Annotated in this window: 7 protein-coding genes; 4 read left to right on the top strand and 3 right to left on the bottom strand. The window is 66.7% G+C overall.

Annotated features, from left to right (window positions below; translation table 11 throughout):
• Nucleotides 1-126 precede the first annotated feature (126 nt).
• Together JHW45_RS08430 and JHW45_RS08425 are read right to left on the bottom strand one after the other, a co-directional pair.
• Nucleotides 127-1,356 (bottom strand): GumC family protein, encoded by a 1,230-nt coding sequence (locus JHW45_RS08430; RefSeq protein ID WP_272860420.1) that lies wholly within the window; start codon nucleotides 1,354-1,356, stop codon nucleotides 127-129.
• Nucleotides 1,349-2,239 (bottom strand): CpsD/CapB family tyrosine-protein kinase, encoded by an 891-nt coding sequence (locus JHW45_RS08425; protein WP_272860419.1) that lies wholly within the window; start codon nucleotides 2,237-2,239, stop codon nucleotides 1,349-1,351. Before JHW45_RS08425 ends, JHW45_RS08430 begins: the two co-directional genes overlap by 8 nt.
• A gap of 189 nt (nucleotides 2,240-2,428) precedes the next feature.
• On the opposite strand from JHW45_RS08425, the gene JHW45_RS08420 reads away from it, so the two are divergent.
• Nucleotides 2,429-3,409 (top strand): glycosyltransferase family 2 protein, encoded by a 981-nt coding sequence (locus JHW45_RS08420; RefSeq protein WP_272860418.1) that lies wholly within the window; start codon nucleotides 2,429-2,431, stop codon nucleotides 3,407-3,409.
• Here the strand turns inward: JHW45_RS08420 and JHW45_RS08415 are convergent, their stop codons facing one another.
• The gene (locus tag JHW45_RS08415) at nucleotides 3,410-4,165 is read right to left on the bottom strand and encodes a WecB/TagA/CpsF family glycosyltransferase (RefSeq protein WP_272860417.1); all 756 of its coding nucleotides are present in this window, start codon (nucleotides 4,163-4,165) and stop codon (nucleotides 3,410-3,412) included.
• Between the two features lie 162 nt (nucleotides 4,166-4,327).
• On the opposite strand from JHW45_RS08415, the gene JHW45_RS08410 reads away from it, so the two are divergent.
• The 3 genes from JHW45_RS08410 (at nucleotide 4,328) to JHW45_RS08400 (ending at nucleotide 12,525) form a co-directional block, all read left to right on the top strand.
• The gene (locus JHW45_RS08410; RefSeq protein WP_272860416.1) at nucleotides 4,328-5,776 is read left to right on the top strand and encodes a hypothetical protein; all 1,449 of its coding nucleotides are present in this window, start codon (nucleotides 4,328-4,330) and stop codon (nucleotides 5,774-5,776) included.
• A 180-nt stretch (nucleotides 5,777-5,956) separates the two neighbouring features.
• A complete protein-coding gene (locus JHW45_RS08405; RefSeq protein ID WP_272860415.1) occupies nucleotides 5,957-6,130 on the top strand; it encodes a hypothetical protein in 174 nt (57 codons plus the stop codon).
• An 11-nt stretch (nucleotides 6,131-6,141) separates the two neighbouring features.
• The gene (locus JHW45_RS08400; RefSeq protein ID WP_272860414.1) at nucleotides 6,142-12,525 is read left to right on the top strand and encodes a type I polyketide synthase; all 6,384 of its coding nucleotides are present in this window, start codon (nucleotides 6,142-6,144) and stop codon (nucleotides 12,523-12,525) included.
• Nucleotides 12,526-12,528 lie beyond the last annotated feature (3 nt).

Here is a 12,528-nt window from a genome sequence, read left to right as displayed (position 1 = left end):
CCGCCATCGGCTGATGACACCTGTATGATAAGGAACCGGCCGCCCGAATGGGCGGCCGTTCTGCTTTGTATATGAAGGTGGATCGCAGGGCAGCGGGCGGGTGCAGAGCCTGGAACGGCTGCACGCCTAGCCGCGGCGCTTTCCGCCGATCTGCGGAAGGGTCATGACCGGCCGCAGGCCCGAGCTTCGTTCCATCTGCCCGGCCGAGCGCACCACCGGCCTGAGAATTTCCAGCAGGATCGCGATGGCCAGCGCCAGCACGATCGACCCGGCCAGCCCGAATACCATGATCTTCTTGCGGCCCGAGGAAAGCGGATAGTCCGGCTCGACCGCGCGTTCCAGCAGGATGAACTGTTCGCTTTGCTGTTCGGCGTTCAGACGCTGTGCGGTTTCGGCGGCGGCGCGGCGCGCGCTCATCTCGGCCTGCTGTTCGCGCAGTTGCACCAGCCGCCTCTGATACGCTTCCATCTGCGCCTCGGCATTGACGCTGCGGCGTCCGGATGCGCGGATCTCGCTCATCCGTTCCTGCAATTGCTGCTGGCGGGTGGTCAGAAAGTCGATCTGGCTGTCCAGCCGGCTGACCTCGCGCTGTTCCACGGTGCTGAGATTGCCGCGCGACACCAGTTCCTCGCGCTTGCCGCGCGCCTCCAGCAGATCGCCGCCGATCGTGTTCAGTTCGGTGTCGATGGTGCGCATCTCATCGGGGCGGTTGTCCAGCATGCTGGTGGGCAGCACGTCCAGATGTTCGTTGCGGAACGCCGCCATCTCGTTTTCGACCGCGTCGATCTGGTTGGCGATCCGCGATTCCTCGCTGCTGTAGAACTGCAACGTCTCTTGCGTCCGTTCGGTCTGAGTGCTGGCGTTCAGTTCCAGCACGCTTTCCGCCATCTCGTTGGCCATGTCGGCGGCCAGTTCGGGCGTGCCCATCGTCGCGGTCACGCGCAGCACGCCCGGCCATTGTTCGCTGTTGCCATAGAACTGGCCGCTGGTGATCGGTTCGATCCGAAATGCGCGGCGCACGATCTCGACCTGCAACGCCTCGGTTATTTCGGGCGAATCCTCGAACAGGCCGAACTTGTCGATCAGCGTCTGGATATTGTCGCGCACCATCAGCCGGGCCTGGACAAGCTGCAACCAGTAGCCGGCCGGAATCCCGCCGCTGCCGGCGCTGCGCGGACCTTCGGACAGCGAACGCGGCGTTTCGATCTGCAGAACCGCCGAGGCGGAATAGCTGTGCGGCTGGGTGATCGCCACCTGATAGCTGATCGCGGCCCCGGCCAGGATCGTGGTGCCCAGAATCCAGCGGCGGCGCCACATCATCGAAAGAATGTCGCTGATCGACCCAAGACTAGTCATGTCTGCCATCCTTGTCGCGCCCGCTGCCGGAAAACCGGTTGCGGATGTCGCGAACGAGCTCGTGAAACGGTTTGCGGATCTCTCCGCGGTTCAGCACCACCGCGACCAGCCGGGTGCGCCCGCTCAGCAGCTCTTCGGCGTCGCGCAGCTGACGGGCGGTGTTGCCTGTGCCGTCCGCGACCATCAGCACCCCGTCCAGATGCGGCAGGCAGGACAGCAGATCGTCGCGTCCCAGCACCGGCGGCAGATCATAGATCTCTTGCGTGGGCATGAATTGCTGCCGCATCTCGCGCAGCGCCTGCGCCGCCGACGGTTCCTGCAGCAATTCGGCGCTGCCCTTGATGGGTTGCGAATTCAGCAGCACCGCCAGATTGTCACTGAACAGCCGAAGCTGGGTCGGCGCGCGCTGCGCGCCGGTCAGCATCTCGGACAGAGGGGCGGGGGCATTGGCACCGAACATGCGCGCCAATCCGGGGCGGCGCAGGTTCAGGTCGGTCAGCAGCACGCGCGCACTGGGCCGCCGCGCCATCGCCAGCGCAAGATTGGCGGCCACGAACGAGGTTCCGGCCCCCGTTGTGGGGGCGGTGACGCCCAGACGCAGGATGCCGTGTTCGTCGATTGCATCCGCAAGCAGGGTGCGCAGCAGATCGAAGCGGCGGGTGATGTCGTCGCCGCGGCTTTCGACGTAAAGCCGGTGGCGGCGCATGGTCGCCGCGTCGCTGTTCAGGCGTCGCAGGTCGGTCCACGAAACCGGGCTTTCGGCGGCCTTGTCGGGGGCCGCGTCGGGCCTGCTGCGATCCAGCCGCAGACGCGCGACCTTGACCGGCGCCTGCCGGGCCGCAGGCGCCTGAGTCTGCGCGTGTCGCGGCGTCTCAGAGGTCATCACTCGTTACCCGATCGTTACACTGCCAAGCAGAGTGGCGAATACCGCGCCTGCCTAGCAGATCATGTGCAGGAATCAATTTATACAATAGAACAAGTTTGGCGACATGTTTACTGATGATACGCCCGTAAGGCGATCAGAGGTAGTCGGATTGTGAACAGGAACCAACCCGCAAAAGGGACAACGCCGGTGCCCGGCGCGGTCGATGCGATTGCCATCGGCCGGAACGAAGGGCGGCGGCTGGTCGAATGTCTGGCCTCGTTGCAGCGCGCGGGGATGCGCCGGATCGTCTATGTCGACAGCGGCTCGACCGATGGCAGCGTTCTGGCGGCCGAGGCTGCGGGCGCGCAGATCGTCGCGCTGGACATGGACCGTCCGTTCACCGCCGCGCGGGCGCGCAATGCGGGGCTGGCCCGGATCGTGGCGCAGGACGATCCGCCCGAATACGTGCATTTCATCGACGGCGATTGCGTGCTGCAAGCCGGCTGGCTTGCGCAGGCGCGCGCGTTTCTGGACGCGCATCCGCAGGTGGTTGCAGTCTGCGGCCGCCGGCGAGAGCGTTATGCACACGCCACCGTCTACAACCGGCTGTGCGATGCCGAATGGAATACGCCGGTGGGCGAGGCGCGGGCCTGCGGCGGCGACGCGCTGATGCGGGTCGCGGCACTGGAACGGGTCGGCGGCTTTCGCGACGATCTGATCGCCGGCGAAGAGCCCGAGCTGTGCCTGCGCCTGCGACGCGACGGCGGCCGGATCTGGCGGCTGGACGCCGAAATGACGCTGCACGATGCGGCGATGACGCGGTTTTCACAATGGTGGCGCCGGACGCGACGCGCCGGACATGCCTTTGCCGAGGGCGCGGCGCTCCACGGCGCGCCGCCGGACCGCCACTGGGTGACCGAGACGCGGCGCGGCATCCTGTGGGGTGCGGTCCTGCCGGTGCTGATCTTGATCCTGTCGGTGCTGGCACCGGCGCTGGCGGCGTTGCTGGCGCTGGCCTATCCGGCGCAGATCCTGCGGCTTGCGGCGCGGCGCGGAATCTCTCGGCGCGCATCGTGGGAAATCGCCTTCTTCAACGTCCTTGGCAAGTTCGCCGAGGCGCAGGGCGTGCTGTCCTTCTGGCTGAACCGGCTGCGCGGACGGCGTGGCGGGCTGATCGAATACAAATGACTATCCGTCCCGGCGCTGGCGCATCGCGTTGATCGCCTCGCCGGGCAGGATCGCGGCGCATCTGGCATAGCGCGGCACCAGCCGGCGCGGTGCCGACAGCATCCGCCAGGCCCATTCCATCGCGATCCGGCGCACCCAGGCCGGCGCGCGCTGCTGGTCGCCGGCCAGAAAATCCAAGCCCGCCCCGACCGAGGCAAAGCCAACCTCAGGCGCCTCGATCCGGCCGCGCGCGGCAAGCTGTTCCTGTTTCGGCGCGCCAAGCGCGATAAAGCATAATCCGGCGCCGCTGTCCGCGATCTGGCGCAGCAACGCGCCCGCCGCCTTGGATTTTGGATCGAATCCCATCGGGGGGGCGATGCGCAGCACGATTCTGGCGCCGGGTTCCTCGGTCACGATCCTTTGGGCGGCGGCCTTCAGCGCATCATCGGTGGACCCGACAAGGGCGATGGCAACATCCTGGGCTGCTGCCAGACGCACCAGCGGCATCACCAGATCCGACCCGGGCACAAGCTGGACCGGCCGGCCCGCCAGCCGCGACAGCCAGACCACGGGGTTACCGTCCGCAACCACCAGATCCTGCGCGGCATAGGCATCGCGAAAGCGCGGATCAGCGCGCAGCTTGACCAGATGATCCAGATTGATGGTCGCCAGCGCGAACCCGGTGCGGGCGCGAAACCGGCGGGTCAGTTCCGCCATCAGCGCGGCCCGGTCGGGCATGTTCACGCGGATCGTTTGATCGCCATAGCTGAAGTTCATCGCGCAGCCTCCACGACACGCGCCGAAATCGGGGATCGGCGGCATTCTTCGCGTTCTGTGGCACTTTTGACGCGGCGCCACAATCGCCGAGGCTTTGTGGCCGGCGCGGTTTGTGCTAATCCATTGACGGTTCCCGGTTGAAGCGCGTGCGATTCCTGCCAGATGCCCAACAGCCTTGCCTTTCTGACGATGACGCTGTGGCCGTTCGTGACGCTGGCCATGTATCTGCTGCTGCCCGCGCGCACGGCGGTGATCTGGTCGATTCTGGCGGGTTATCTGCTGCTGCCCGCCGGCATGACGCTGGATCTGCCGGGGGTACCCGGGATGACCAAGCAGAACGTCCCGGCCGTCTTCGGCTATTTCTTCGCCAGCGCGATGCTGGGGCGGCTGATCCCGCTGGTGCCGAAAAGCCTGGCCGGTCGGATCCTGGTGGGGCTGCTGCTGCTGGGGCCGGTCTTCACCGTCGTCACCAACGGCGACCCGGTCTATATCGGCAACGACACGGTTCTTCCCGGTTTGCGGCCCTATGACGCCGCCTCGATGATCGTTAACCAGTTCGGGTTTCTCAGCATCTGGGCGTTGTCACGCGAGGTTCTGTCGGACCGCACCGCATTGCGGCAACTGGTCACGGCATTCGTGATCGCGTTCCTGTGGTATTCGCTGCCGATGCTGTACGAGGTGCGGATGTCGCCGCAGCTTCATACGCAGATCTACGGCTTCTTCCCGCATAGCTTCCAGCAGATGATGCGTCAGGGCGGGTTCCGGCCCATCGTGTTTCTGGAGCACGGGTTGTGGATCGCAATCCTGACATCCATGGCGGTGATGCTGGCCGTGGTTCTGGCCCGCGATGCGGCACCGGGGCGCAAGCTGCGCTGGTATGCGGCGGCTTTTTATCTGCTGATCGTGCTGGTCCTGTGCAAAAGCATTGCGGCGCTTCTCTACGCGGTGCTGCTGATGCCCATGCTGCTGCTGTTCAGCGGGCGTCGGCTGGCGCAGATCGCGATGCTGATGGGCGTGCTGGTGCTGACCTATCCGCTTTTGCGCAGCTTTGACGTGATCCCCACCGACAGCCTGGTCGAGACGGCGGCCGAGTATTCCGCCGAACGGGCGCAATCGCTGGAATTCCGCTTCGTCAACGAAGATATGCTGCTGTCGCGCGCCATGCAGCGGCCCCTGTTCGGCTGGGGCGGATGGGGGCGCAACAGCGTCTATGATCCGCAGACGGGCGAGAACATCTCGACCACCGACGGGTTGTGGATCATCGCGATGGGATATGGCGGCTATGCCGGGTTCATCGGGCAGTTCGGCTTGCTGCTGCTGCCGATCTTCATGCTGACCGGTGCCTATCGGCGAACCGGACAAGAGGTCTCGGTGTTTGCCGCAGGGGTGGCGGTCGTGCTGGCCGTCAACCTGGTCGATCTGCTGCCGAACGCCACCATCACGCCGGTCACATGGCTGTTTTCCGGCGCGATGCTGGGATACCTGGAAAACCTGCGACGGGGCGAGGTGGGCACGGGGACGGCCCCGGCTGCGGCGGTGCCGGCAAGCGCGCGGCCGCGCTTTTCCGGGCTGGTCGGCCAGCCCGTTGCGGGGCCGCGCACGCTGGTCTAGCCTTGGGCTGCGCGGCATGTCAGCCACGGTTTTGGTCGTACCCGGGGGCCGGTTCGTGCTAGACTTATGCGCGAAGGCGGGCTCGGCGGCGTGCGGACCTGTCCAAAGCGGCAGGTTCAATTGCCATCCAAAGCGAATTACCTGTTATGTCTGCGTGTATAGGTTGGCGTGGTGTGTGACATGAAGATGAAGGCGGCGTTTGTCGCGTCCTTGGGGCATTTGTCGAAAATGCCTCATTTTGACGCGTTTGACGCGGGTGCAATCACCGCAGCATTGTCTGGACCGGTCGGGTCGATTCGCGCGCCGCAGGCAGTGGCTGCGCGGCAATGGATTTGGAAACAGGTGGCGCGATGACTGGTCAGAACATGTCTGCACCGATTCCCGAAGGCGCGATCGCCATTACCGGCATGGCCGCGCATCTGCCCGACGCGCCCGATGTGGCGCGCTTCTGGGCCAATCTGCGCGACGGGATCGAATCCATCCGGCGCCTGTCGGTCGAGGAACTGACCGAAAGCGGCGAAAGCCCGGCGCGGATGCGGCAAAAGAATTACGTGCCCGCAGCCTCGGTCCTGCAGGATTTCGAAAAGTTCGACGCCGAGTTCTTCGGGTTGTCGCCCAAGGAGGCGGCGATCATGGACCCCCAGCATCGCCAGTTCCTGGAATGCGCGTGGGAAGCGTTGGAGGATTCGGGCCACACGCCCGAAGGCTTCGACGGCCCCATCGGCGTGTTCGCGGGCTGCGGGATGGGCAGCTATTTCTATTTCAACGTCTGCTCGAACCCGGATCTGGTTCGCAATACCGGCATGTTCCTGCTGCGCCATACCGGCAACGACAAGGATTTCCTGTCCACCCGCGTCAGCCACATCTTCGACCTGAAGGGTCCCAGCCTGTCGATCCAGACGGCGTGTTCGACCTCGCTGGTGGCGGTGCATCAGGCGGCGCAATCGCTGCTGAACGGCGAATGCGACATGGCGCTGGCGGGCGGTGTCACCATCGAATTGCCGCATGCGCGCGGCTATCTGTTCGAAGAAGGCGAGATCCTGTCGCCCGACGGGCATTGCCACGCTTTTGATCACCGCGCGCAGGGAACCGTCTTCGGGTCCGGCGCCGCTTGCGTCGTGCTGCGCCGGCTGGAGGATGCGCTGGCCGACGGCGATCACATCTGGGCGGTGCTGCGCGGCACGGCGATCAACAATGACGGCGCGGCCAAGGCCGGCTATCTGGCCCCCTCGGTCGAGGGGCAGGCCCGCGCCATTGCCGAGGCGCATGGCATCGCCGGGGTCAGCGCCGACACGATCGGCTATGTCGAATGTCACGGCACCGGCACCTATCTGGGCGACCCGATCGAGGTTGCGGCCCTGACGCAGGCATTCGAGGAAACGACGCAGGATCGCGGATTTTGCGGGATCGGCAGCGTCAAGACGAATATCGGCCACACGGATACCGCCGCAGGCGTGGCCAGCCTGATCAAGGTCAGCATGGCGCTGCATCACGGCCAGATCCCGCCCTCGCTTGGATACGAGGCGCCGAATCCGGCCATCGACTTTGACAATTCTCCGTTCCGGGTGAACGACCGGCTGAACGATTTCCCGCGGCTGAAGGGCGCACCGCGTCGCGCCGGCGTGAACAGCCTTGGCGTCGGCGGCACCAACGCCCACGCCATCGTCGAGGAGGCGCCGGAACGCGCCCCGTCTGAGGAAAGCGACTGGCCGTTCCAGTTGCTGGTCCTGTCGGCGCGCAGCAAGACCGCGCTGGATCAGGCCAGCCGGAACCTGGCCGCGCATCTGCGCGCCCATCCCGAACAGGATCTGGCCGACGTGGCCTGGACCCTGAAGGAAGGCCGCCGCGCGTTCGAATATCGGCGCGTGCTGGTGGCCGGCAGCCACGAAGACGCCGCCGAAAAGCTGGACGAGGCCGATCCCCGCACGGTCTTCACCCATCAGGAACTGCCCGAACGTCCCGAGGCGGTGTTCATGTTCCCCGGCGGCGGCGCGCAATTCGCCGGCATGGCCCGCGATCTTTACGAGACCGAGCCGGTGTTCCGCGAATGGATGGACAAGGGGCTGGATCATCTGGCCCCCAGCCTGGACTACGATCTGCGCGCGCTGTGGCTGCCCGATGCGGACGGCAGGGCCGACGCGGTCGAGCGGTTGAAGAAACCCTCGGTCCAGCTGCCGCTGATCATGATCACCGAATATGCGCTGGCGCAGCTGTGGATGGATTGGGGCGTCCGGCCCGCCGCGCTGATCGGCCATTCGATGGGCGAGAATACGGCCGCCTGCCTGGCCGGCGTGATGTCGTTTGAGGACTGCATCGGCCTTGTGCATCTGCGCGGCCAGCTGTTCGACACCATCGCGCCGGGCGGCATGTTGTCGGTGCCGCTGTCGCAGCAGGATCTGCAACCCTATTGGGCCGACGATCTGGACATGGCGTCGGTGAACGCGCCCGATCTGTGCGTCGTGTCGGGCCCGCAATCGGCGCTGGACGCGCTGGAATCGCGGCTGGCGGGCGATGAGATCGAGGCGCAGCGGATCCAGATCGACATTGCCGCCCACAGTCGCATGCTGGAACCGATCCTGACCCGGTTCGGCGACTATCTGCGGTCCATCGACCTGACCGCGCCGCGCCTGCCGGTGATCTCCAACCGGACCGGCAAACCGCTGACCGAGGCCGAGGCGACCAGCCCGGATTACTGGGTCGCGCATCTGCGCAATACGGTCAATTTCGCCGACGGCATCGCGCATCTGACGGACCGCAAATGCCGCGTCTATATCGAGATGGGACCGGGCCGCGCCCTGTCATCGCTGGCGCAGGCCAACGGCGTTCCGGCCAATCAGGTCGTGCCGGCGCTGCGCCATCCGCAGCAGGACGTGGCGGACGACGAATTCTTCATCGCGACCGTCGGCCGGCTGTGGGCGCTTGGCCTGCCCGTGGACTGGACCCCGATCTGGGGCGAGGCGCGGCGCAACCGGGTGCCGCTGCCGACCTATCCGTTCCAGCGCGCCAGCTATTTCATCGAACCGGGGCGCGCCAGCGCCGAGGCCGAGGATGCGCTGATCGAACGGGTCGAGGGGGTCGAGAACTGGGGCTGGCAGCCGCATTGGCGCCCGCGCGCCGCCGAATGCGAGGTCGAGGCGGATGAGCTGGACCAGGCCGACCCACGCACATGGCTGGTCTTTGCCGACGAGGCCGGGCTGGCCGCGCGCGCGATCCGCCGGCTGCGCGATGCCGGCCAGCGCGTGATCGAGGTTCGGGCGGGCGACGTCTTTGCCCGCACCGGCGAGGATGTCTTTACCATCTCGCCCGAACGCGGGCGCGAGGATTACGACCGGCTGATCCACGATCTGGTCGCGGCGGGGCTGGCCCCGCAGCGGATCGCGCATTTCTGGCTGGTGACGGCGGGACAGACGTTCCGCCCCGGTTCCAGCTTCTTCCACCGCAATCAGGAACAGGGCTTCTACAGCCTGATGTTCCTGGCCCAGGCGATGGAAGAGGAAAACCTGCCGCGCCCGGTCCATCTGCTGGCCGTGACGAACGGCGCGGCGCAGATCAGGTCCGAGGCGCTGCCGCATCCCGAAAAGGCCACGATCGCCGGCCCGCTGCGGGTGATGCCGCGCGAATTGCCGGGCGTGACCTGCTCCTCGCTGGATCTGACCCTGCCCGAGGGGCGGCGGAACGAGGCGGCGTGGGACGGGCTGACCGATCATGTGCTGGAAGAGATGCTGGCCCAGCCGGCGGACCTGTCGGCCGCGCTGCGCGGCGACCGGCGATACGAGTTGGGCTGGCGGCAACTGCAACTGGCCGAGGCGACCGGCGGGCTGCCGCAGGGTGCGGTCGTGCTGCTGACCGGCGGTTATGGCGGCATCGGGCTGACCGTCGCCGAACGTCTGGCCCGCGATCACGGGGCGCGGATCGCGCTGGTCGGGCGTCGCGCGCTGCCCGCCCGCGATCAATGGGACCGCATCCTGCGCAGCGCCGCGCCGAACGACACCATCGCCACCCGCATCCGCGGGGTGCAGGCGCTGGAAGCGGCCGGGGCCGAGGTGATCTGCCTGACCGCCGATGTCTGCAACCTTCAGGACATGCAGGCCGCGCGCGACCTGACCGTGCAGCGATTCGGCCGCATCGATGCGGTGATCCATGGCGCCGGGGTGATCGACGACGCGCCGATCCTGGCAAAGACGCCCGGTCACGTGGAAAACGTCTTCGCCCCCAAGGTTCACGGGACCGAGGTGCTGGACAAGGTGTTTCCCGACGGATCGGTCGGGCGGATGGTGGTGTTCAGCTCGACCTCGACCGCGACGGCGCCCGCCGGGCAGGTCGATTACGTGGCCGCGAACGAGTTTCTGAACGCCTGGGCGAAATCGCGCGCCGGCGGCAAGACGGTGGTGACCGCAATCAACTGGGGCATCTGGACCGGCGTCGGCATGGCGGCCGAGGCGCTGGCCGATCCCGAACCCGCGCCGGTGACCGATGCGGGCACGCCGATGCTGGAGAAGGCCAGTTTCGACAGCGACGGCAATCGCGTCTTCACCACCGAACTGACGACCCGGCACTGGCTGCTGGACGGCCACCGGACGCGGGACGGACAATCCCTTGTGCCGGGAACCGGCTATCTGGATCTGATCGCCCAGGCCCTGCGCGCGAACGGCGAACAGGGCGGGTTCGAGATCCGCGATCTGTATTTCTTCCGCCCCCTGGCGGTCGATGACGAGACCCCTCGTCAGCTGCGCCTGACGCTGTCGCGCAACGAGGAAGGCTATGGCGTCCAGATCCGCAGCGACGCCGTCGCGGACGGGCGCGCCGGGTTCGAACTGAACGCACAGGCGCAGATCGGGTTTGGCGCAGGTTCTGCCGAACCTGTTGATCTCAATGCCATTTCAGCGCGCTGTTCACGCGATGTCGAGGCCGATCCGAACGGTCTTGTCAGCCCGCAAGAGGCGCATCTGCGGTTCGGGCCGCGCTGGCGGGTGCTGCGGCGTCGCGCCTATGGCGAGGGTGAGGGGCTGGCCGAGCTGGCGCTGCCGGATGCCTTCCGCGGCGAACCGGCGCAGGGCTGGCCGATCCATCCCGCGCTGATGGATCTGGCGACGGGCTGGGCGATGGGGCTGATCGACGGCTACCGGCCCGATCACCTTTGGGTGCCGGTCAGCTATGGCTCGGTCCGCGTGCATGCGCCGCTGACACCCGAGATCCGCAGTTGGGTGCGCAACGCCGGCGACAATCGCGCCGCAAACCCGTTCGCCCGGTTCGACATCACGCTGACCGATCCCGATGGCCGCGTGTTGATCGAGATTACGAACTTCATCATCCACCGGCTTGAAGGCGCGCTGGAATTCGGCGCATCGGGCGGGCAGCGCGACATCGTGTTTGCGGATGCGGGTCAGGACGGTCGCAGGCTGTCGCCGGCCGAGGAACGGCTGCAGCACAACCTGTCGCAGGGCATCCGGCCCGATGAGGGGGCAGAGGCGTTCCTGCGCGCGCTGGACACCGGCAGGTCGCAGGTCGTCGTGTCCTCGATTCCGCTGCCGGATCTGATCGCGCAGGCCGGGCAGGGCGCCGAGGATGTCGAACAGCGCCAGGGCTTTGAACGTCCGCAGCTTGACAGCGACTATGTCGAACCGCGCAACGGCATCGAACGCACGCTGGTCGGCTTCTGGCAGGAATTGCTGGGCGTCGAACAGGTCGGGGTCGAGGACAGCTTCTTCGATCTGGGCGGCCATTCGCTGATCGCGGTGCGGCTGTTCGCGACGATCCGCAAGACCTATTCGGTCGATTTCCCGATCTCGGTCCTGTTCGAGGCGCCGACCATCGCCGCCTGCGCCGCCCTGATCGAGGATCGCATCGGCCCGCAGGACAGCGCCGCCTCCGACGCGCCGAAAAAGACCCCGGCCCGGCGTTTCACCCATCTGGTGCCGATGCATCAGGGCGAGGGCGGGCCGCGGCGTCCGTTCTTCCTGGTCGCGGGCATGTTCGGCAATGTGCTGAACCTGCGGCACCTGGCGCAGCTTCTGGGCGGTGACCGGCCCTTTTATGGGATGCAGGCCCGCGGCCTGTTCGGAGAGGATCAGCCGCACGACAATTTCGTCGATGCCGCAAGGGATTACATCGCGGAATTGAAGCAGGTTCAGCCATCTGGCCCGTATCTTCTGGGCGGCTTCTCGGGCGGCGGCCTGATCGCGTGGGAAATGGCGCGCCAGCTTGAGGCGCAGGGCGATCAGGTCGCGCTGACCGTGCTGCTGGACACGCCGCTGCCGATGCGCCCGCATCTGTCGCGGCAGGACAAGGCGCTGATCAAGCTGGCGGAACTGCGCCGCAAGGGGCCGGGTTATCTGGTGGAGTGGTTCAAGGCGCGCGCCGACTGGAAACGCCAGCAGGCCGACCGCGCCAATGCCGCGCCCGAGGCCGCGAACCAGTTCCACAACACCGCCATCGAGGCGGCGTTCCGGGCCGCGCTGCCCGATTACGACATGCAGCCTCGCGACGGGCGCGTGGTGCTGATCCGCCCGCCGCTGGATCTGCACTGGCAGGTCTCGGGCGGGAAATGGGTCAGCCGCGCCAGGGAGTATGTTTTCGCCGACAACGATCTGACGCGCTTTGCGCCCGATCTTCAGGTGATCGAGGTGCCGGGCGATCATGACAGCATGGTGCTGGAACCCAATGTCAGGGTGATGGCGGCGCGCATGCGCGAGGTGATCGCCGAGGCCGAGGCCGATATCGACACGCCGATGGCGCAGGCGGCGGAGTAGGGC

It is taken from the genome of Paracoccus stylophorae (assembly GCF_028553765.1).
Classification (GTDB): Bacteria; Pseudomonadota; Alphaproteobacteria; order Rhodobacterales; family Rhodobacteraceae; genus Paracoccus; species Paracoccus stylophorae.
The sequence above is the reverse complement of the archived record's forward strand: the minus strand, read 5'-3'. Positions and strand labels throughout refer to the sequence as shown.